Origin of the sequence: Actinoplanes subglobosus (assembly GCF_042650585.1) — a bacterium.
Lineage (GTDB): Bacteria > Actinomycetota > Actinomycetes > Mycobacteriales > Micromonosporaceae > Actinoplanes > Actinoplanes subglobosus.
On sequence record NZ_JBHSBL010000013.1, the window covers coordinates 45,484 to 65,318 of the forward strand.

Sequence of the window (19,835 nt, forward strand, 5' to 3'; positions counted from 1 at the left end):
ACGAAGGGAAAAACATGCGTGTCCGCCGCATCGTCGATCTGTCCGTGCCGGTCGGCCCCGGGACACAGGTATATCCGGGCGACCCTGAACCCCGGCTGAACGCGCATGCCACCATCGCGCGGGACGGGTTCAACCTGCTGCACGTCGACATGGGCTCGCAGACCGGTACACACGTCGACGCCCCCTACCACTTCCGCGACGACGCGCCCCGCCTGCACGAACTCGACCTGAGCCGGTTCATCGGGCCCGGCGTGGTCCTCGACGTCCGGGGGCTGGCACCCCGTACCCCCATCACCTGGGATCGCCTCGATCCCGCCGGCCTGAAACCCGGTGTGATCGCCCTGATCTGCACCGGCTGGTCGCGGTTCTACGGCACCGACGCCTACTTCGACCACCCGTTCCTCGACGCCGACGCCTGCCGCCGGATGCTCGACCTGGGCGTACGCACGTTCTGCGTCGACGCGATCAACATCGACGAGACGCCGTCGGAGATCGGCTATCCGGTGCACCACCTGATCGCACAGGCCGGCGGCGTCATCGGGGAGAACTTCCGCAACCTGGAACTGATCGACTTCCCCGACCCCCTGGTGTCCTGCCTCCCGATCGCCTTGGAGAATGCAGACGGGGCGCCCGTGCGGGCGGTCGCGATGCAGCTGGAGGGTTGATGGCAGGCCAGGTCCGGCGGGTGGCCCAGCCACCGGCCTCCGGTGCGGCGATCGGCGGGCGGCTGCGTGCCGCCCGGCAGGCCCGCGGCCTCACCCTCCAGCAGGTCGCCGACGCCACCACCCTCAACAAGGGCTTCATCAGCCGCCTCGAGCGCGACGAGGTCTCCCCGTCGGTGGCGTCGCTCGTGTCGATCTGCGAGGTCCTCGGCATCCGCGTCGGCGAGCTGTTCGAGCCGCCGGCGACGTCGCTGGTCCGGGCCGGCGAGGGCCGCCCGATCAACTTCGGCGGCAACGACGTCCACGAGTTGCTGCTCACGCCCGGCACGCAGAGTCAGCTCCAGGTGATCCATTCGACGGTCGAGCCGGGCGGCAGCGGCGGCGAGGAGCTCTACACCCTCGACTGCGAGGTCGAGTTCGTCTACGTGGTCCGCGGCCGCCTGGAGATCCGGCTCTCCGAGGAGACCGTCCTGCTGGACGCCGGCGACGCCTTCACCTTCCCCGGCCGCGAGCCGCACACCTGGTCCAACGCCACCACCGGCGACACCGAGGTGGTCTGGGTCCTCGCACCGGCCCCCTGATTGCCGGACTGCCGGTCGGCGAAGCGTTGAGGCGTTAGGCTCGCCCCTTGTGACCAGCGCTGATAACACTCCGGAGTTCGACCGCTTCGGTCCGTGGATCGACGAGGTCCGCACCGTCGACGACCTCCCCCGCCTCTACCGCGACGCGGGCATCGACCCGTTGCGATGCCGCATGGTGCTCAAGGTCCCCCGCGACATCGAACGGCGAAACGCCAACCCCACCATGCACCTGTACGACTACCTGATCGCGCTCGACGAGGAGTACCTCACGGTTCTCGCCCGACGCGACGACACCTTCGACACCGTCCTGGTCCCGCTCGACCACATCGCCGCGATCACGGACAGTGTGCGCCTGCTCAGCGGCCGGATGACCGTGCACACCGTCGACGGCCCGATCGTCACGGTGGCCTACAACGCCGCCGCGAACCCCCACGTCCGCGAGCTGATGTACCTGCTGCGCCGCTCCTACCTGCCGGCCCGGAACCTGACCGCGGCCGAGCCGCACCACGCCGACCCGCGGCTGGACCGCGCCGACATCGGCCTGCTCACCGACTACCACCGGATGATCGCCGACGAACCGGGCATGCGCCTGGTCAACGTCGCCGGCCGCCAGGTGGTCAACCCTCTTCCCAACCCCGACGGAGTACGCGACAAGGCGTGGCCCACCATCCTGCACGCCTCGATCACCGTCGCCGACGACCGCGAGATCCAGATCATCCACCGCCGCAACTGGTTCACCGGCAACCGGGACGACCTGTCCCTGGCCCGAACCGTCCTGTCCCGCCCCCGGATCACCGACATCCAGGTCAGCCCACACGAGCGCTACGAGGGCGTGCACGTCCTGGTGATCAAGGCCGGAGCCGCCCACCTGGAGTTCCCGCTGGGCGCCGGCCCCCTGGTGGAGGCCACCCTGGCCGGCGACTCCGTCAGCATCTGACCACCGCCCGTCCCGTCCCCGTCCACCGCGACCCACTCGCCGGGGCCTCCGGGCCGCGGACAGGACGGCGGTGGACACCCGGGCCCGCGGCCCGCCCCGAATCTTGAGGAGCAGGACGCTCCGACAGAGACGAGGCAGGACATGTGGGACGACATTCTGGTGATCGCCGGTGTGATCGCAGCGGTGTGCCAGGCACTGACGGCGGCACTCACGCTGGCCTCCGCGTTACGCCGGCGACTCCGCGGCCCGGCATCACCCGTGGCCCGGCAGGGCGGGGCCCCTGGGCGGGTGAATTCCGGCCGAGACCGGACAGGTGCCCGACGGCTGCGCCATCGTGGGACGGTGGTGACGCGGTGAGCAGGGGAAAGCCGATCAGCCAGAGCGCCTGGCCGACAACCGGGCCGATGCTGGACTGGCTGCGGCACCTCGACCGCATCCACCGCGACAACGGCCTCCGCAGTCAGCGCGACATCGCCAAGGCGATGGGCCTGTCCTCACCGACCCGGGTCGGTCTCCTGGTCGGCGGCCGCGCCCTCCCGGCCGACACCGCCCAGGCCCACTCGCTGCAGACCGCGCTCGGCGGCCTCGACGACGAAGCCGCCCGAGGGCTGCGCCTCTATCGGAAGGCCGCGGCGCACCAGGACGACCGGACCGAGACGCCGACCTGGTGGGAGCGTTCCGGATACCTTGATCGGGTACGCGACCTCGCGCCCCGTGAACTCCTGGGCCGCGACACCGAACTGGACACCCTGGCGGAGTTCTGCGGCGGCGACATCGCCTGCGCCCGCTGGCAGGCACCGGCGCGGGCCGGGAAGACCGCCCTGTTCAGCTGGTTCGCACTGCACCCACCACCGGACACCTGGGTGCTGTCGTTCTTCGTGACGGCACGGCTCGCCGGACAGTCCGACAGCACCGCGTTCAGTGACGCGATGCTCGATCAGCTGGCCGCGCTGACCGGCGAGACCGTGCCGCCGGGCGCACTCGCCGGCGCCCGTGAAGGGATGCGCCGCCAGCTACTGCGGGTCGCACTGCGACGGGCGGCCACCGCCGGGCGCCGCCTGGTGATCCTGGTCGACGGCCTCGACGAGGACCGCGGCGTCCGACCGGGCTCCGGCCTGGCCAGCATCGCGTCGCTACTGCCCCGACGCCCCGAACCCCACCTGCGGGTGCTGGTCGCGGGCCGCCCCGATCCCCCACTGCCCGCCGACGTCGATGCGGACCATCTGCTGCACGACGCCGTCGTGCGCGACCTGGCCCCGTCGCCGTACGCCCGCCGGGTCGCCCTGCTCGCCGCCGAAGAACTGAAAGAGGCGCTGGCCGGCCCGGACCGTTTGAACGAGGAGGTGCTCGGCCTGGTCACCGCGGCCGGCGGCGGCCTGACCGGCGACGACGTGGAGCAGTTGACCGGACGCGCCCGATACGAACTGGACACCCTGTTGCACGGCGTCTTCGGGCGCACCCTGGCCGAACGCGGCTCGGTATTCCACTACACCCACGAGACACTCCGTGAGCAGGCCGTCCACCGGTTCGGCAACCACAAGCTCGGCCAGTACCGGGACCGTCTGGCCGCGTGGGCGTCGACCTTCCGGGACCGGGGCTGGCCGCCGTCGACACCGGACTACCTGCTCCGCTCCTATCAGCTGATGCTCGCCGACGCCGGAGACCTGCCCGGCCTGGTCGCGCTCGGCACCGACCGGGCCAGGCACGACCGGATGCTCGCGGTGACCGGGGGTGACACCGCGGCTCTCGCCGAGATCGCCGCGGCACAGCACCTGGTCGCCCGGCAGCCGGTTCCGGACCTGGTGGTCGCCGCCCGGCTGGCGTTCCACCGCGACGCCCTGACCGCCCGCAATCTCGCCGTACCGGTCCGGCTGCCGGCGGTCTGGGCTCTGCTCGGCCATCAGGTTCGTGCCGCCGCCATGGCCGACGGCATCACCGACAGTCACTGCCGGGCGTTGACCCACGCCGCCCTGGCCTCGACCGTCGCCCGCCACCTCACTCCCGCCGCCGCTCCCGCGTCCTCCACCGTCGACTCTTCACCGTCCGCCTCCGCTTCCCCTTCCGCAGCCGCCTTGTCGTCACCTTCCGCGGCCGCTTCCCCTTCTCCTTCCGCTTCCGCTGAACTTGGATGCTCCGAGCCTGCGCGGGCTGCGGCCGAGGCCGCGTTGGACGCTGCTGAGACGATCGCCGACCGATTCCGGCGGGCCGAGGCGCTTGCCGCCGCGGCACGGGCGATGGCCGACGCTGGAGATCACATGCGGGCCCGGTCGATCACGGACCGCATCGAGAACGACCTCTACCGCGCCGAGGCACTGGTGGCCCTGGCCGAAGCCGCCGCGCGTCACGGCGACCTACCTGCCGCAACGGCACTGGCCAGGGAGATCACCAATCCGCTCCGGCGCGGTTACGCACTCGCGGCCGTCGCCGCCCACACCGGCTCGCCCGAGGACGCCGCGGCTCTGGCCAAAGAGATCCCCCACCCACTGCACCGCGCCCACGCCCTCGCGCGAGCCGACCATCTGGCTGACGCCGAGGCCATCGTCGACCGGATGGGTGGGGCGCACCCGCCCGGTACCGCCTACGACCTGGCCAGGGCGCATGCGGCTATCAGCACGGCGGCCACCCGAGCCAGCGACCCCGGCGCAGCCGCGCGGCACGCCGAACTCGCCGGGCACACCGCCCGGCAGGTGCGCGCATGCTGGCGTACCTCGATGGCGGTCGTGCTCGCCGACGCGACCGATGAACACCGCTACCTCGACGAAGCCGCCGACCAGGCCCGGACGATCGCCGATCCGGACCGGCGCGCGAACGCACTCGCCACCCTGGCCGAGGCCGCCGCACGGCACGGCATGGAGTCCGCCGCCGAACTGGCCGAGGAGTCCGGCGCCGCCGCCCGTGGCGCCGTGGACGTCTACGCCCGCCAGCATCACTTCCGGATCCTGACCGAGGCGATGATCGACGCGGGCGATCTGGACCGCGCCGAACGCCTGGCCCGCGAGGCCCCACCGTCCGAACGCGGTGCCCTGCTCGCTCGGCTCGCTGCCGCACATCTGCACGCCGGTGACCTCGCCCGGGGCTGCGCCTTCGCCGACGCCGCGCTGGACGACGAACACCCGAACACCTACCGCCGCGACGAGCTGTTGACCGGACTACCCGCGCTGATGTCCGCGCTCGACATCACCACGGCGGTCCGGTTCTGCGAACGGCTCGATGCCGACCACCATCGGGCCGCGGCCGCGTTGTCCCTGGCCAAGGCAATTGGCGAACACGACCCGGCATCCGCGGCCCGGCTCGTCCGCTCGGCAGCCCGCGAGTGGAACGACGCCGACACCCTCGCCCCGCTCGCCGCGCTCGGCAACGTAGACGAAGCGCTCGCTCTGGCCGAGCAGCAGGCTGAGGAGTGGCAACGCCAGCTCGCGAAGGTGGAGATATTCCGGGCAGCGCCCACGCCGGGACTGGCCGCCGTCATCGAGGCCGGCATGACCGAGGACACCCATCGGTACGGATTCGCCGAGGCACTGGCCGAGGCCGGGATGACGGAGGCAGCCGAACGAGTGACCGGGCATGTCGCCGACGCCGACAATCGGGCGGTGATCCATGCACGGATGGCCGCGACGATCGCCGCGAAGGATCCGGCACGGGCCGCCGGCTGGGCGGCGACCGCCGAACGCACCGCGCGAGCGCTCCCGGAGGGGTTCGGCCGCGACCACGCCCTGCAGTCGGTCGCGGAGGCCTACCACCGTCTGGGCGACGTCCGGGCCGTGTGCCGTGTGGTCGCCGCAATCGATTCGGTGAGCACACGGGTCGAGGCGGCGGTCGGCATCGGCGCTCCGGATCTGATCATGAGCGCCGACTTGGACATCACGTCCATCACCGACGCACGAGAGCAGGACAAATTACGAGCCGAGTTGGCCCGGATCAGCCCGGCAGGCGCCGCACACGCGAGGCGGATCACCGACACCGGGCTCCGGGCGGCGACGTTGGCCGCCCTACCCGGACACCTCGTCGAGGCCCTCGGTCATGCCCACTGGCAACACAGCATGCAGGAGTTGGGATCGCGGGCGCCGGAGGCGGCAGTCGCCGTCACCGACGACTTCCTGGCGGCGCAACCGGCCGAACCGGTCGTCGCCCGCACGGCCAGCGGGGCGCTGATCCTGATCATCGATGACGACCTCAACACCACCGAAATCATTCAGCGCATGCTGGCCCGGGCCGGGCACGACGTCGTGGTCCGGTTCGAGGGCGAGAGCGGCGTACACGCGGCCGTCGCATCCCACCCGGACCTCGTGCTCACCGGAGTCGTGAATCCGCCGGGATGGAGTGGCTGGCAGGTGATCGAGCACCTGCGCCCGGTGAGCGACGTGCCGATCATGGTCGTGACCGGGCAGAACCGGGACGATCCACACGCTCACGCGTGCGGCCTCGGCGCCGGCGCCTTCCTCGCCAAGCCGTTCACCGCCGCCGCCCTGGACACGGCCGTCGAGGGTCTGCTGAGCCGCTCGGACCGACCCGCAAGCTGGCTGTGAACCGGTGCGCGCGGGACCGGATCGCCGACGGCGCAGAAGCGGAAGCGCGGCGGCTTGGAGAGACGACCTAAGCTGGCAGGGCCGCGAACGGTCGAGGGACCGGTGACCCGGCCGCCTGTCGTTTCCGAGCGTTGAGAGTGGGTCATGGGACGCGATCGTTCTGCTGCCGGGGCCGGTCACCATGAGCGGATCTCGCCGGTCTACCGGGCGGTGATGACGGCGGCGGGGCCGATCGTCCGCTGGTGGGGCCGTCTGGAAGTGGTGGGGCTGGCCGACGTTCCGCTGGAGGGTGCGACGATCGTCGCCGCCAACCACGACAGCGCCTGGGATCCGGTGGTCATCGCTGTCGCCGCGCGCCGTCAGCGGCAGATCCGGGCCCTCGCCAAGGCGTCACTCTGGAAGAATCCGGCGCTCCGGTGGGTGCTCGACGGCATGGGGCAGATTCCGGTCCGGCGCGGGCAGGCCGACACGGACGCGCTCGACGCCGCGGTTCAGTGCCTCAGCGATGGTGGCTGTCTCGGTATCTTCCCGGAGGGCACCCGTTCGCAAGGGAAGCAGTTGCGGGCCCGCAGTGGTGTCGGGCGCCTGGCACAGGCCGTCCCGGAGACGCGGGTCATCTGTGCGGCCGTCTCCGGCACCGTGGACATCGCCCGTTTCCCGCGCCGCCCCCGGTTGAAGGTGACCTTCTTCGAACCCACCCCGTCGTCGCCGTCCGAGTCGCCGCTGGACATGGCCGCGCGGCTGACCGCCGAACTGCGCGAGGTCGCACCACTGCCGGCAGCGACCTGACACCGGCACTCGACTGGTTCGCCCGCTCGCCACGGCGGCCTTCCCTGGTCCACCTGGGTGTCACGGTCGCCGTCACCGGGCGCAAGGACTGAGTCGGGTTCGTCTCACCCGGACGGAGGATAGACGAGGATTGCTCGCCGGAAGCCTTGGGTATCAGGGCGTCGGCGGGAAATCCCCCCGCGGACGGACGGAGAAAGTAATGCTGGTCGTTGGTCTCATCTTGTTGCTCCTGGGCTACCTCCTGCACGTGTCGATCCTGTACACGATCGGCGTCATCCTCCTGGTGATCGGCGCGGTGCTCTGGATCCTCGGTGCGGTCGGTCGGCCGGTGGGTGGTCGAAAAGTCTGGTTCTGACGCGCCACGACGAAACGGGCGGCCTCCCATCCGGGGCCGCCCGTTTCGCGCGTCACACAGCTTCGGCCGGCGACCCACGCAGATCGGCGAGGACCTCGATCATGTCGTCACGCGCCGGCCGTCTTGGCATCCTGCTCGATCTGTGAAGTGTCGGCCTTGAGCTCCTTGGCCTCGATCCTGGCCGCCTGGCGCATGGCCCGTTCCACTTTGGCACCCATGTCGGCGACCGCGATCACCACCAGCCCGGCGTCTCCGGTGTCGAGGTGCTCGCCGAGTTCCTTGAGGTCCCGGCGACTCATCCCGGCTGCCGCGTGGCCGGCCAGCGCCCCGAGAACGGCGCCGCCCGAGGTGGTCGCCGCCAGCAGACCGCCCCCGATCGCGGCGAACGGGAACAGCGCGACCACGAGACCGGTGGCGAGGCCCAACCCGCCGCCCAGCACCCCGCCCACCCGGGTCGGTGTCTCGTGCTTCTTGACTATCCGGGTCTTCCCTCCGGACCGGCGTTCGAGCACCGCAGCGTCATAGGCGTCGATCAGCCCCACCTTGCGGTGCAGGTCTTTCACCAGGTCGTAATCCGCCTCCGCGGCGGCAACGCTGGAATACACACCGACGTAGACCATGAAAGTATCAACAGCCATCGTCATCCTTCTCCCGTCGAGCCGGTCCCTCTACGATGGCCTGACCACCCGCCGGGTACGCCTCCTCCCTGACGGATGAGCTCTCTGGTCATCGTGCCGATGCCCTCGATGGCGGCCACCTGACTGCGCGCGGAATCAAGGCAGCAGTGGTCGGCGAACACCATTCACCCACCGTGTGCTCCTGTCGTCGCCTTAGCGCAATGCCGCGCGCTCAAGAGGTTCCGCGTACCCGCGAGTGCGGTGACTGTCGACCTTCACCGGTCGCCCCGCCGGATCTTGACGATTTTTCCACCGCTTCCGGTGGTCAACCGGTCAAGATTGGCCAGGACCAACCCGGCAGACGTCCACGGTCACCGCACCAGCAGGCATCCCATGACCTTGGGATGTGCGCAGGTGGTGCCTCTGGCAGCCGGTCATCGGTACCTGGGTCTGCCGGCCGAGCGCCCCGACCGGGATCGCCTCGGATGCGGGCTACGTGAGCTGGGCCGCGGCCAGGCCGGCGGTGATCAGTAGGCCCAGGCCGTTGGTGGCCCAATGCAGGGCCGCGGCGGCCAGGAGGCTTCCGCTGCGGCGGCGTAGTTCGCACAGCAGCAAGCCGGCCAGTGCGGTGAAGGCGACCGCCCCCGCCACCGCCAGCGCCTGGCCGGTCACACCGGTGCCGAGGATCGAGCCGACCGCCGAGTTGGCGCTGTTGAGGCGCAGTGACGGCAGGATGTGCCACAGGCCGAACAGTGCCGACGACGTGACGCTCGCCCACACCGCGCCGCGATGACGGTTGACCAGGCCCATCAGGACGCCCCGGAAGGCGACCTCCTCCAGCAGGACCGTCCCGAACGGGACCACCACGAACGCCGTGAGCAGGGCGGCGCTCAGGTGCAGGTGGTAGCGGACGTCCTGGAAGGCGGGCCGGGTGAACGGGATGGCCGCGCCGACGGCGTAGACGACGGCTACCGCGGCGACCGCGGCGGCGGCGTATTTGAAACCGGGCAGCAGGGTACGGCGGGACAGTCCCAGATCGTGCCAGGTGAGGCCGGCCCGGCGGGCGAAGAGCACCAGTCCCAGTGCGACCAGCGGGCCGGCGATCAGGCCGGTGCCGTGCGGGCCGAACTTGTTGGCGACGTTGACCGTGGCGAGGACGGCCACGACGGCACCGAGGACGAGGAAGAGGCGGCGGCTGGTCACGAGGATGAGACGCTACCCGGCGACGGCGGGAGAATCCGGGTAATCGTCACACCGTGTGAGGTTCAACTCGTCACGGAAAGAATCCGGCGGGTGGCGTGGCGGAGTTCGCGCAGGTCGAGAGCGGTCAGTTGGCCGTCGCGTTTGACCACGGTGCCGTCGACGATCACGGTGTGCACATCCGGGACACCCAGACAGGTGACCACCGCACCGGTGACGTCCACGTTCGGGGGCAGGTGGGGCGGGCGCCTCTCCCCCGCCGGGGCGGAGAAGGCCGAAGAGGCGGTCCGGGCCGCGAGTGCCGCCCAGGCCGCCCGGCTGCGGGACGTACCACCGGAGGTGACGGCGGCCGCGATCGCGAGCCTGCGGGAGACTCCTCCCCGCGCTGGGCGACGCCGCCGAGGACTAGGCGATCTCCACGCAGGGTTATTAACTGATAGCGCTGTTGAACCGTCGACGCTACGTGTCCGTATCTTGCACGGGGAATCACATCGATGGGGAGACCGGCGTGATGGAGCGGAACGACGGGCAACGCCCGAGACTGCGGATCGCCGGCTACGTGTCCGGCCACGCCGAACCCGTCGACGGACAGGAGCCCGTCCCGGTCGCCGAACCCGGGCCGACACCACGCCCGATGCCGATGCGGCTGCCGAACATCTCCGACTACTGGCCCGACCGGGCACGAAGACCACCGGAGATCGAACCCCAGGAACCCCGCAACCGCAAACGCCCGGTGCTCGCGGCCGGGCTGCTGGCCGGGCTGGTGATCACCGGCACGCTGCTGCTGACCCGGCCCGAGCCGCCCCGTGACCAGCAGGAACTGGCCGCGCCCGCAGTCACCACCACGCCCCCGGTCGCGGAGACGACCACCGTTCCGGTCAGCGTCGCACCGTCCACCGCGCCGACGACCACGGCACCGGCGCCGCCACCGGCGCAGACGACGACGCCACCGCGGCCGGCGATCACCGCCGCGAAGTTCGAACTGACCTCCGGCGTCACCCGTCTCGATGTCCGCACCGCCGACCTGAACGGCGACAACTTCAAGGTCACCACCCCCAAGGACTCCGGTCTCGACGTCGACGCCGACTTCAAGGACGGGACGCTGTCGGTCAGCGCCGAACCCGACGGTACCGAGAACGGCAGCGGCAAGATCGACGTGCTGCTCAGCGAGGACATCGTGTGGCGGCTGCGGATGGGCGCCGGGGTGCACACCGCCTCGTTCGACATGTCCGGCGGCACGGTCAGCGACATCGACATCATCGGCGGAGCGCAGACCATCGAGATCGAACTGGGCCGTCTCGACGAGACACTGCCGATCCTGATGGCCGGTGGCGTGCACACGTGGAAGATCCGCACGTCCGAGAAGGTCCCGGTGAAGCTCGCGCTGAGCAGCGGCGCCGGTGACGTCACCGTCTACGGCGATGAGAAGGGCGGCGTGAGCGGCGGCGTCGAGATCCGTAAGGGCGACCTCGACGACGAGCCCGGGCTGAACATCGACGCCGAGGCCGGTATCGGGTTCCTGGACATCTCCCGCGACTGATTCCGCCGCCCCTCGGCGAGCTCACCGCGGTTCAGGCGGGGCCGGGAACCACCGGCTGCACCTGGACCAGGCGTAACGCCAGGGCAGGGCAGCGGCTGACCGCCTCCCGGGCGTCGGGTTCCAGCGCCGCCGGGACCGGCAGGTCGGCGTCGTGGCGGGCCGCCGGATAGCCCCAGTCGTCCTCGACCAGCAGCTCCGGCAGCAGTTCGGTGCAGAGGCCGCGACCGTCGCAGGCGGTCCAGTCGATGTGCAGCCGGGTGGTCATCGGGCCTCCTCGGCCAGACAGTGTCCGTGCAGGTGGGCGGTGACGTCCGGGGCGAACGTCCGCATCGCGCTGAGGACCAGGCGGGCCGTACCGTCCGGGTGGCGGCACGCGCCCCGGCCGGTGACCAGGCGGGCCAGCCGTTCGACCTCGGCGGGCAGGCCCGGCCGGGACCGGCGGGCGGCCAGATCGGCGAGGGTCTGCGCCATCCGGGGCAGCCCGTTCACGCACGGACCGCACTGGCCGGCCGACTCCCTCGCCAGGTAGGTCGCGATCCGGGACGTCTCGACCAGGCCACAGGAGACGGTGGGCAGCGCGACGACCACCCCGGCGCCGGGTGACGCGCCGTAGGGGGCGAGCGCGGCCCGGCTGACCGGCAGCGCGGGGTCGGCCGGCACCCAGCCGCCGTGGTAGCCGCCGATCAGGACCGCCCGCAGCCGGAACGACGGCCCACCGGCGGCGGCGATCAGGTCACCGAGGGTGACCCCGTACCCGGCCTCGACCACGGCACCGGGCCGTTGCACGGCGCCGCCGATGGTGGCCAGGAAGGTGCCGGGCTCGTCGGCCGTACCGGCGGAACGGAACCAGCCGGGACCGTGCCGGGCGATCAGCGCCAGGTGGGCGAGGGTCTCCACGTTCTGGACCAGGGTCGGCGCGCCACCGGCCCCGGACTCGGTGATCCGGATCCGTTTGTCGGCGGGAACCGCTCCGCGCCCGGTGACCGCCGCGACCGCCGCCGACTCCTCCCCGGCGACGAACGCGTCCGGCGCTGTCCGCAGCTCGACCGGCAGGTTCCGCAGCGAGTCGTGGGCGGCTGCCGGCGCGTACAGGTACGTCGCCTGCGCCCCGGTCGCGCGGGCGACGAGCCGGAGCCCGTCGACGATGAGTTCCGGCGCTGCGGCGAGCAGCGTCTTGTCCTTGGCGGATCGCGGTTCGCCCTCGGCGGCGTTGGCGATCACCACGGCCGGGCGGCCGGAGGCGGCGACCGCGGCGAGTTTGCGCCACACCGGGAATCCCGCGCCGCCGCGTCCGGTGAGGCCCGCCTCCCGGGCCATCGCGATGATGTCGGGGCCGCTGAGGTCGGGCAGCGGGCCGTGCCGGCCGCTGCCGCTCAGCAGCCGTTGCTCCAGCGGGGCGACAGAAGTGCTGGTCACAGGGCTCTCCTAGGTCGAAGGATCGGTCGAAAGATCAACGGATGCCGGCCCGGAGGCGAGGCTCGACACGGCGGACGGCACGGTCCGTCCGGGCTTCGAAGGCCGCGGAGGTACGCCATACGACCGCCGCGACCACGACGGCCAGACACGCGAGCGAGATCGTCCACAGCCACCAGGTGTCCGCGTCGCTGCCCGCGCCGAGTCCGTGCGCGAGGGCGATCGGCCAGCTCAGGTAGCCGGCCCAGTGCACGGTCCGCCACGCCCGGACACCGATCCGATGCCGGAGAAGGCTGGTCACCACGATCGCCAGCAGCAGGTCCAGTGCGACCGTGCCGAGGCCCTGCCAGAACGGGCTGTAGTTGCCGATGAACGGGACGACCAGGTCGACGGCGCGCAGGTTCGCGTACTCGTCGAACAGCAGCGTGGTCACGTGCGCACCCAGGAACACCACGCTGAGCAGGGCGGCGTTGCGGTGGACCAGGTTGACCGCGAAGCGGGGCAGCCCGAACGCCGGCCGCCCGGACCGTGCCCCGATGCCCAGCGCCACCACCACGGTCAGCAGGATCAGCGAGACGACACCGCTGCCCCGGGCGAAGTACCAGAGCGCGTCGCTGCTCACCGCGGCCACCCGCCGCCGCAGACAACCCGCAGGCCGGGGGTGACCAGACGGCTCGGCATGTCCGCCAGCAGGGCGCGGGCGCCGTGCCCGCGGACGATCGCGGCGGTGCTCAGCGTGTTGGCCCGCAGGCAGCTGAACGCCGCCACCGACACCGTCCGCCAGACCCGCGGGGCGGGCCGGCCGGTCGCCGGGTCGACGATGTGGTGCAGCAGTTCACCGGGCCGGCCCCAGGTGCGCCCGGCGGTGCTGGAGGTCGCCAGGGCCGCGCCGGCCGGCAGCCGGATCGTGCAGGACGGGTCGCCCGGCCGGTCCTGGACCAGCACCTGCCAGCCGCCGTCCGGCGCCGGTCCCGCGGTGGCGATGTCCCCGCCGAGCGCGACCAGCACTCCCGTGTCCAGCAGGTCGGCGATCCGTGCGGCGGCCCGGTCGGCGGCGACCGCCTTGGCGGTGGCGCCCAGATCGAGCAGCACCCCGTCCGGGACGGTCAGTTCACGGTCCCGCAGCCGGACGGCACGCCAGTCGGGTGCCGGGAAGACGCGGACGCCACCGCCGAACACCCGCCCGGCGAGCTGCTCGAAGTCCCGGTCGTAGCCGAGAGCGCAGAGCGCCGCACCGACGGTCGGGTCGACCGCGCCGCCGGTCTCGCGGGCCGCGGCCAGGGCGGCGCCGACCAGCTCGGCCAGCAGCGAGCTGACCACGATCGGCCGTCCGCCGGCCCGGCACACGTCACGGATCTCGGAGTCCGGCCGGAACCGGCTGCACGCCCCGTCGACGGCGGTGAGTTCGGCGCGCAGCAGGTCGGCGGCCTCGTCCCGCCGGGCCGGGTCGGTCACGACCAGGCGGGCGACGGTGCCCCAGACCGGCCACTGCGCGGTGTCCGCGCCGACCGGCAGCGTCTCGACGAGCGGCATCTCAGGAACCTCCCGACGTGGCCTGCGAGCTGCTGCCGCTGTCGCCGCTGGAGATCACCGGCGAGTCCGTCGTGGTGGTCGTCGTCGAGCTGGACGTGCTGGAGGTGGAGGAGGTGGACGTGGAGTCGGACGCCTCCGCGGCGACGCCGATCCCGACGGCGGTCGCCAGGCTCGCCACGACCAGCGCTCCGGTCACCAGTGCGGCGCGCCTGCGCCCGATGTCCCGCTGCATGTGATCCCCCTTCGATCGGTTCTGGGGGCAAGCCTGCGCGGGAAGTCTCGCCGGCTCCTTTGCGTCGCCTGTGCGATCACTGTCAGACCCGGCGCAGCCCGCGGACGGCCGGGGTGAGCAGCAGGGCCGCGCACACCGCGACGCTGACACCGGCCGACACGAACAGCAGCACCCGTGGGTCGACGATCCCGACGACCGGCCCCACCAGCGCCTGCCCGACCGCCACACCGGCCACGGAACCGGCCACCTCGTACGCGGTGACCCGGTTGAGGACGTCCGGAGCGACCTGTGTCTGCACACTGGTCGACCACATCACCGACCAGAACGCCCAGGCCATCCCGCCCACCAGGTGACCGGCCATCACCAGTGGCAACGGCAGTTCCAGTGCCACCGACAGCGGGATGAACGCGAACCCGGACAGCGCCACCCCGCCCGCGGCGAGCGGGTGCCCCGGACGGAACCGGATCGCGACGAGCCCGCCGAGCACCGTACCGGCGCCCAGCCCGGCCATCACCCACGCGTAGGCGACGTCGCCGAGACTCTCCCCGATCAGGCGGGAACTCAGTGGCACGTAGGGTCCGAAGACCACGATGCCGAAGACGACCCAGATCAGGATCACCGACCACATCCAGGCCCGGGACCGGAACTCCGACCAGCCGCGCCGCAGGTCCCGCCGAACCGTCGACCGCCGCTCCGCCCGCACCGGTGCCGGCAGCCGGACCAGAGCCAGGAACAGGCCGCTGAGCAGGAACGTCGCCGCGTCCACGGCGTAGACGACACCGGCACCGGACACCACCATCAGCACACCGGCGAGAACCGGGCCGGCGACCTGGGTGGCCGCGTCGGCCATCTTCAGGGTGCCGTTGGCGCGTTGCGGGTCGGCGGCCACCAGCGGCACCATCCCGTTCACCCCGGGCTGGAACATCGCGGCCGCCGTCCCGGCCAGGAACGACGTCGACAGCAGCAGCCAGAACGGCGGGGTGCCGGTGAGGAACGCGACGGCCAGCACGCCCTGGGTGACGACCCGGACGACGTCGGCGCCGACCATCATGGCGCGCGCGCCCACCCGGTCGGCGAACACCCCGCCGAGCAGCACGAAGATCACGAACGGGGCCGTCCACACGGCCAGCACGTAGCCGACGCCGGACACCCCGTAGACGGCGCCGACGGCCAGCGCCGTCACCACCGGAAGCATCGTGTCACCCAGCAGGGACACCGTGCGGGCACCGAAGAACAGCGTGAAGTTCCTGGTCCACAGAGCAGCGTGCTGCTCGCCGAGAAGAGCGGGATTCATGATCACCCATTGTCGGCGGCGCGGCCGTCGCCCACAGGCGCCCGGAACGACGCCGGTGGGTACATTCGCGCCATGCCGCACCGAGTCGTCGCCCTGGTCAGTCCGCCGCTGGAGATGTACCGGGTGACCAGTGCGTCCGCCGTCTTCGGCGATCACGGGCCGGACATCCCACGGCACTACGCGTTCGCCCTCTGTGCGGAACGGCCGGGCGCCGTCCGTACCACCCTGGGGGTTGATCTGATCGTCGACCGCGGCCTGGCGGCCCTCGCCGACGCCGACACCGTCATCATCCCCGGCTGGCCGGCCGGACCGGAGGTCTCGCCCGCGGTCGGCGCGGCGGTCCGCGCCGCCCACCGGCGTGGCGCCCGCATCGTGGCGATCTGCTCGGGCGTCCACATTCCGGCGAGTCTGGGCCTTCTCGACGGGCGAGCAGCGGCCGTCCATTGGGAGATGACCGCCGACCTGGCCGTCCGCTACCCGCTGATGCGGTCCGATCCGTCGGTGCTCTACGTCGACCACGGTGACGTGGCCACCGCCGGCGCCTCGGCGACGACCGTCGACCTCTGCCTGCACCAGGTCCGGCGCGAGCACGGCGCGGCCCTGGCGATGCGGATCGGCCGGCAGCTGGCCGCGGCACCGCACCGGGAGGGCAGCCAGCGGCAGTTCCCCCGGCTGCCGACCACCGGCCCGGTGCCGGACTCGCTCGCCCCGCTGCTGGACTGGATCACCACCCACCTGCACCGGCCGCTGACGGTCGAGGAGATGGCGGCCCGTGCCGGGCTGTCCCCGCGCACGCTGACGCGGCATTTCACCGACCAACTGGGGGTCTCCCCCGGCCGCTGGCTGCTCGACCGGCGGATCGCCACCACCCGGGCGCTGCTGGAGGAGACCGACCTGCCGGTCGGCGCCATCGCCCAGCGTGTCGGGCTGTCGTCGGCGGTCAACCTGCGCCGCCGGTTCCGGGCCGCGCTCGACACCACGCCCGCCGCCTACCGGGACGCGTTCCGCACCACCTGATCACCATCGGAGGTTCGGTGGAGTGACACGGTCCGTTCGGCTGCACAGGGTGGCGGGCGCGCGATGGGAGCATGCCCGGGTGACCAGTTCCAGCGGATGGCAGCCGCCCTCCTACCAGCAGCCGCATCAGCCCTCCTACCCGCCGCCGCAGTACGGGCCGCAGTATCCGCCGGTGGTGCCCGTGGTGCCACCGCAGCAGCGTTCGCAGGGTGCGGCGGTCGCGCTCGAACTGGTGCCGGGCCTGTTCGGGATCTTCGGGATCGGGTCCCTCTACGCGGGCAAGATCACCCAGGGCGTCGTGATGATGGTGAGCTTCTGGGTCCTCTTCTGGATCAACGCGGCGCTGACCTTCGTGTTCATCGGCTGGATCACCGGCCCCCTGACCTGGATCGGTTTCCTCGTCCTCGGTGTCGTCTCGGCGTCCCGCGCCGTGGAGGAACACAACCGCCGCATGTGGGGCGGCTGACCGGCTCCAGTAGGTTTTCGGCATGGCGATCGTGGGGTTGATCGGTGCCGGGCACATGGGGTCGGGGCTCGGCTGGGCGTTGCGGGCGGGCGGCCACGAGGTCGTCACGTCTCTGGCCGGCCGGTCGGCGCGTACAGCGCGCCTGGTCGAGGCCGCCGGGCTGCGGGTCGTTGCCCGGCCCGCCGACGTGCTGGCCGAGTCCGGCGTGGTCCTCGTCGTCACACCGCCCGGTGCCGCGGTGGACGCGGCCCGGGAGATCGCCGCGCTGGCCTCGTCGGTGACCGCACGGCCGCTGGTCGCCGACATGAACGCGGTGTCCCCGGCGACCGCCGCCGCGTCGGCGCAGGTGATCACGGCCGCCGGGTTCGGCTTCGTGGACGGGTCGATCTCCGGGCCACCGCCGACCGTCCGGCCCGGGGCGACGCTCTACCTGTCCGGGCCGCGGGCCGCCGAGGTCGCCGATTTGCGCTGGACCCACGCCCGGCCGGTGGTGGTCGGCGATCGGATCGGGGCGGCGAGCGCGGTGAAGATGTCCACCGCCTCGGTCTACAAAGGCTTGATGGGGCTGATGGCGCAGGCGGTCCGTTCCGCCGCCGCTCACGGTGTGCTGGATCCGGTCATGCAGGACCTGGGCACCTCCTTCGGTACGCCGTACGAGATCGCCCTCGCCTCCACCAAGGCCCACCGTTACGTGGCGGAGATGCGGGAGATCGCGCAGTCGCAGGCGATGACGGGTTTGACACCGGCGTTGTTCGAGGCGTTCGCCGAGGTGTGGTCGGATGTGGCAGATCATCCGCTGGCCGCCGGCAACCCTGAGTCCGTCCCCCGGGACATCACCGCACATCAGGTGGCCGACGGTCTGAGCCAGACGTAGGGATCAGCGAGCGGTCACCGAACCCGCGGCCGGCCGCTATGGCGCGCGCGGTGCCGACAGGGCGCCGGTCGGCAGGTTGGCCCACGCACGCATTCATCGGTCAGATGCGTCCTAGGATCGGGAAGGCACGGGCCCGGATCGCCGGAAGCCTTGTGCTTCGAAGCTGTCCAGCAGGAGGCTTTCGCTGCCGACGGACCCGTGGAGGAAGCACGAGATCGCCGCGGTACTGTCCTGCCACCAGATGGACCAGCCGGTAGTCTTGCCATCCTCAACCAACCGGTAGCTGTAGAAAGCCCCGTGCCGGCCGAAATCCTGGTGGGACCACGTGTCGCGCCAGCCACCTTTACTCTCCAGTTCACCGATCGGTCCTGAACCCGGGTTCCTGGCAGATTCCGCCATGACCGTCGCGTTGGCCCATTCGGCGCAGTAAAGGGTGGTTCCATCGGTCAGCGGGCATTTGTCGAGGACCCGCTGGCCGGATTTCGCGCCGATCTTCGCACAGCTGTCGTCGGGCCACAGTGCCTCGTACTGCTTCCGGAGCGGCAGCGCCACCGTGGTGGAAGCGGGCGCCGGAGTGGACGTGGCGGCTGTCGAACCGCTGGACCCGTCGGACAAACCGGGCATTGCCCAGATCACGACCGCCCCGACCACCACCGCCCCCACCAGCGCGGCCAGCGCCTTCCCGGTGTTCACACTCTCCGGCGATGGCGATGGCGATGGCGAGAGCGAGGGCGAGGGCGAGGGCGAGGCGACCGGTGCCACCGCGACCGGCGTAGCGATCGGGGCCGCGATCGGAGTCTCCACCCGGGTCGGCGGTATCGCCTTGACCGGCCGCGCGACCGGTTTGGCCCGCCGTCCGAAGAGCAGTTTGCGTGCCTGTGCCGCGGTCGGCCGGCGGTCCGGATCCTTGAGCAGGCAGGCCCGCAGACTGGTGAGCAGCGGCTCCTCGACACCGTCGAGCCGGGGCGGCCGGTTCAGGATCGCGTGCGCCACCTGCTCCCGGTTGTCCCCCGGGAACGCCTGCTCGCCGGTGGCCGCGAAGACCATCGTCGACCCCCACGCGAACAGGTCGACCGCCGACGTCAGCGGATCGTTGGCGAGTTGCTCCGGCGCCATGTAAGGAAAGCTCCCGGCGATCTCGCCGACCCGGTGCGTGGTGTCCAGTGTCTGAGCGATCCCGAAATCGATCACCCGGGCCCCGCCGTGCCCGAGGATGATGTTGGCCGGCTTGAAGTCGCAGTGGATGATCCCGGCCTGATGGATGGCTTCCAGCGCGGTGAGCGCCTGCATCGCCACCTGCAGCAGCTCGCTGTCCTTGAGTGGCCCCTGCTCCCGCACGTGCTCGGCGAGGGTGAGCCCTTCGATGTACTCGCTGACGATGTACGGCTGGTCGCCGACGACGTCGAAGTCGAGCACCTTGGCCGTGACGAACTGGGCGACCTTGCGCGCGTTGACGAGTTCCCGGTCGAGGTTGCGCCGGAGCACTCCGCTCGGGTCCCAGTCGACACGCAGGACCTTGACTGCGACCCGGTTGCCGTCGGCGTCAGCGGCGAGGTAGACCTCGCCCTGCCCGCCCCGCCCGAGGCGGGCGAGCAGCGTGTACGGCCCGATCGACGGCTGATCGTGCGGCCCCAGCTTCGCCGGTCGCGACATGGACGCCTCCAGGACGAGCGAGCACCCATTGTGCTCAATCGATCACCATGAGCACAACCAGCGCCTCGGAGTCCGCCGGCGGACCGCGCGGCGATCCGGGCACGCCTGCCGGGTGACTGACGGATTGGGCTTCGGATCCACGGGTA

The 19,835-nt window shown here is 71.7% G+C and carries 20 protein-coding genes; 11 read left to right on the forward strand and 9 right to left on the reverse strand.

Annotation, left to right across the window (positions count from 1 at the left end):
• The first annotated feature begins 14 nt into the window (after window positions 1–14).
• The 6 genes from ACFO0C_RS12805 to ACFO0C_RS12830 all read left to right on the forward strand — a co-directional run bounded on the left by ACFO0C_RS12805 (window position 15) and on the right by ACFO0C_RS12830 (window position 7,850).
• Entirely contained in the window at window positions 15–665 is a 651-nt protein-coding gene (locus tag ACFO0C_RS12805) for a cyclase family protein (protein WP_378066801.1), read from the forward strand.
• Window positions 665–1,243, forward strand: a complete 579-nt coding sequence (locus tag ACFO0C_RS12810; RefSeq protein WP_378066802.1) for a helix-turn-helix domain-containing protein — start codon at window positions 665–667, stop codon at window positions 1,241–1,243. Before ACFO0C_RS12805 ends, ACFO0C_RS12810 begins: the two co-directional genes overlap by 1 nt.
• Window positions 1,244–1,292: 49 nt before the next feature.
• Complete coding sequence (locus ACFO0C_RS12815; protein ID WP_378066803.1) at window positions 1,293–2,180, forward strand: hypothetical protein; 888 nt, start codon at window positions 1,293–1,295, stop codon at window positions 2,178–2,180.
• Window positions 2,181–2,533: 353 nt separating this feature from the next.
• Window positions 2,534–6,706: a response regulator gene (locus tag ACFO0C_RS12820; RefSeq protein ID WP_378066804.1), complete on the forward strand. Its 4,173-nt coding sequence runs from the start codon at window positions 2,534–2,536 to the stop codon at window positions 6,704–6,706.
• A 144-nt stretch (window positions 6,707–6,850) separates the two neighbouring features.
• Window positions 6,851–7,495 (forward strand): lysophospholipid acyltransferase family protein, encoded by a 645-nt coding sequence (locus tag ACFO0C_RS12825; RefSeq protein ID WP_378066805.1) that lies wholly within the window; start codon window positions 6,851–6,853, stop codon window positions 7,493–7,495.
• A 199-nt stretch (window positions 7,496–7,694) separates the two neighbouring features.
• On the forward strand, window positions 7,695–7,850 hold the full coding sequence (locus ACFO0C_RS12830) for a hypothetical protein (protein WP_378066806.1): 156 nt from the start codon (window positions 7,695–7,697) through the stop codon (window positions 7,848–7,850).
• Window positions 7,851–7,957: 107 nt separating this feature from the next.
• On the opposite strand, the gene ACFO0C_RS12835 is transcribed toward ACFO0C_RS12830, so the two are convergent.
• The 3 genes from ACFO0C_RS12835 to ACFO0C_RS12845 form a co-directional block, all read right to left on the reverse strand.
• On the reverse strand, window positions 7,958–8,488 hold the full coding sequence (locus ACFO0C_RS12835; protein ID WP_378066807.1) for a hypothetical protein: 531 nt from the start codon (window positions 8,486–8,488) through the stop codon (window positions 7,958–7,960).
• A gap of 471 nt (window positions 8,489–8,959) precedes the next feature.
• Window positions 8,960–9,670 carry a CPBP family intramembrane glutamic endopeptidase gene (locus ACFO0C_RS12840; protein WP_378066808.1) on the reverse strand — a complete coding sequence of 237 codons (711 nt, stop codon included), beginning with the start codon at window positions 9,668–9,670 and terminating at the stop codon, window positions 8,960–8,962.
• Between the two features lie 62 nt (window positions 9,671–9,732).
• Window positions 9,733–9,891: a hypothetical protein gene (locus tag ACFO0C_RS12845; protein ID WP_378066809.1), complete on the reverse strand. Its 159-nt coding sequence runs from the start codon at window positions 9,889–9,891 to the stop codon at window positions 9,733–9,735.
• Between the two features lie 284 nt (window positions 9,892–10,175).
• Here ACFO0C_RS12845 and ACFO0C_RS12850 point away from each other — a divergent pair, with 284 nt between their 5' ends.
• The gene (locus tag ACFO0C_RS12850) at window positions 10,176–11,207 is read left to right on the forward strand and encodes a hypothetical protein (protein WP_378066810.1); all 1,032 of its coding nucleotides are present in this window, start codon (window positions 10,176–10,178) and stop codon (window positions 11,205–11,207) included.
• 31 nt (window positions 11,208–11,238) lie between these two features.
• Here ACFO0C_RS12850 and ACFO0C_RS12855 read toward each other — a convergent pair whose 3' ends face one another.
• From ACFO0C_RS12855 to ACFO0C_RS12870, 4 genes are read right to left on the reverse strand one after another with little or no spacing between them, the layout of a single operon-like run.
• Complete coding sequence (locus ACFO0C_RS12855) at window positions 11,239–11,472, reverse strand: ferredoxin (protein WP_378066811.1); 234 nt, start codon at window positions 11,470–11,472, stop codon at window positions 11,239–11,241.
• Entirely contained in the window at window positions 11,469–12,623 is a 1,155-nt protein-coding gene (locus tag ACFO0C_RS12860; RefSeq protein ID WP_378066812.1) for an NADH-ubiquinone oxidoreductase-F iron-sulfur binding region domain-containing protein, read from the reverse strand. Before ACFO0C_RS12860 ends, ACFO0C_RS12855 begins: the two co-directional genes overlap by 4 nt.
• Window positions 12,624–12,657: 34 nt before the next feature.
• Window positions 12,658–13,242: a ferric reductase-like transmembrane domain-containing protein gene (locus tag ACFO0C_RS12865; protein WP_378066813.1), complete on the reverse strand. Its 585-nt coding sequence runs from the start codon at window positions 13,240–13,242 to the stop codon at window positions 12,658–12,660.
• On the reverse strand, window positions 13,239–14,153 hold the full coding sequence (locus ACFO0C_RS12870) for an FAD:protein FMN transferase (RefSeq protein ID WP_378066814.1): 915 nt from the start codon (window positions 14,151–14,153) through the stop codon (window positions 13,239–13,241). The genes ACFO0C_RS12865 and ACFO0C_RS12870 overlap by 4 nt, the downstream gene beginning before the upstream one ends.
• A gap of 17 nt (window positions 14,154–14,170) precedes the next feature.
• Between ACFO0C_RS12870 and ACFO0C_RS12875 the strand changes: the two genes are divergently transcribed.
• The gene (locus ACFO0C_RS12875; RefSeq protein ID WP_378066815.1) at window positions 14,171–14,389 is read left to right on the forward strand and encodes a hypothetical protein; all 219 of its coding nucleotides are present in this window, start codon (window positions 14,171–14,173) and stop codon (window positions 14,387–14,389) included.
• Between the two features lie 78 nt (window positions 14,390–14,467).
• Here the strand turns inward: ACFO0C_RS12875 and ACFO0C_RS12880 are convergent, their stop codons facing one another.
• Window positions 14,468–15,679 (reverse strand): MFS transporter, encoded by a 1,212-nt coding sequence (locus ACFO0C_RS12880; RefSeq protein ID WP_378066816.1) that lies wholly within the window; start codon window positions 15,677–15,679, stop codon window positions 14,468–14,470.
• 72 nt (window positions 15,680–15,751) lie between these two features.
• Between ACFO0C_RS12880 and ACFO0C_RS12885 the strand changes: the two genes are divergently transcribed.
• The 3 genes from ACFO0C_RS12885 to ACFO0C_RS12895 all read left to right on the forward strand — a co-directional run bounded on the left by ACFO0C_RS12885 (window position 15,752) and on the right by ACFO0C_RS12895 (window position 18,036).
• Complete coding sequence (locus tag ACFO0C_RS12885) at window positions 15,752–16,696, forward strand: GlxA family transcriptional regulator (protein WP_378066817.1); 945 nt, start codon at window positions 15,752–15,754, stop codon at window positions 16,694–16,696.
• A gap of 79 nt (window positions 16,697–16,775) precedes the next feature.
• Window positions 16,776–17,162 carry a hypothetical protein gene (locus tag ACFO0C_RS12890; protein ID WP_378066818.1) on the forward strand — a complete coding sequence of 129 codons (387 nt, stop codon included), beginning with the start codon at window positions 16,776–16,778 and terminating at the stop codon, window positions 17,160–17,162.
• A gap of 22 nt (window positions 17,163–17,184) precedes the next feature.
• Window positions 17,185–18,036 (forward strand): NAD(P)-dependent oxidoreductase, encoded by an 852-nt coding sequence (locus tag ACFO0C_RS12895; RefSeq protein ID WP_378066819.1) that lies wholly within the window; start codon window positions 17,185–17,187, stop codon window positions 18,034–18,036.
• 111 nt (window positions 18,037–18,147) lie between these two features.
• On the opposite strand, the gene ACFO0C_RS12900 is transcribed toward ACFO0C_RS12895, so the two are convergent.
• Entirely contained in the window at window positions 18,148–19,689 is a 1,542-nt protein-coding gene (locus ACFO0C_RS12900; protein ID WP_378066820.1) for a serine/threonine-protein kinase, read from the reverse strand.
• Window positions 19,690–19,835: the final 146 nt, after the last annotated feature.

Excerpts from the sequence above, each read along its gene's own strand:
- ACFO0C_RS12900 (WP_378066820.1), bottom strand. The coding sequence starts at position 19,689 with ATGTCGCGACCGGCGAAGCTGGGGCCGCACGATCAGCCGTCGATCGGG.
- ACFO0C_RS12805 (WP_378066801.1), top strand. The coding sequence starts at position 15 with ATGCGTGTCCGCCGCATCGTCGATCTGTCCGTGCCGGTCGGCCCCGGG.
- ACFO0C_RS12855 (WP_378066811.1), bottom strand. The coding sequence starts at position 11,472 with ATGACCACCCGGCTGCACATCGACTGGACCGCCTGCGACGGTCGCGGC.
- ACFO0C_RS12880 (WP_378066816.1), bottom strand. The coding sequence starts at position 15,679 with ATGAATCCCGCTCTTCTCGGCGAGCAGCACGCTGCTCTGTGGACCAGG.
- ACFO0C_RS12825 (WP_378066805.1), top strand. The coding sequence starts at position 6,851 with ATGGGACGCGATCGTTCTGCTGCCGGGGCCGGTCACCATGAGCGGATC.
- ACFO0C_RS12830 (WP_378066806.1), top strand. The coding sequence starts at position 7,695 with ATGCTGGTCGTTGGTCTCATCTTGTTGCTCCTGGGCTACCTCCTGCAC.
- ACFO0C_RS12835 (WP_378066807.1), bottom strand. The coding sequence starts at position 8,488 with ATGGCTGTTGATACTTTCATGGTCTACGTCGGTGTGTATTCCAGCGTT.
- ACFO0C_RS12870 (WP_378066814.1), bottom strand. The coding sequence starts at position 14,153 with ATGCCGCTCGTCGAGACGCTGCCGGTCGGCGCGGACACCGCGCAGTGG.
- ACFO0C_RS12810 (WP_378066802.1), top strand. The coding sequence starts at position 665 with ATGGCAGGCCAGGTCCGGCGGGTGGCCCAGCCACCGGCCTCCGGTGCG.
- ACFO0C_RS12885 (WP_378066817.1), top strand. The coding sequence starts at position 15,752 with ATGCCGCACCGAGTCGTCGCCCTGGTCAGTCCGCCGCTGGAGATGTAC.
- ACFO0C_RS12895 (WP_378066819.1), top strand. The coding sequence starts at position 17,185 with ATGGCGATCGTGGGGTTGATCGGTGCCGGGCACATGGGGTCGGGGCTC.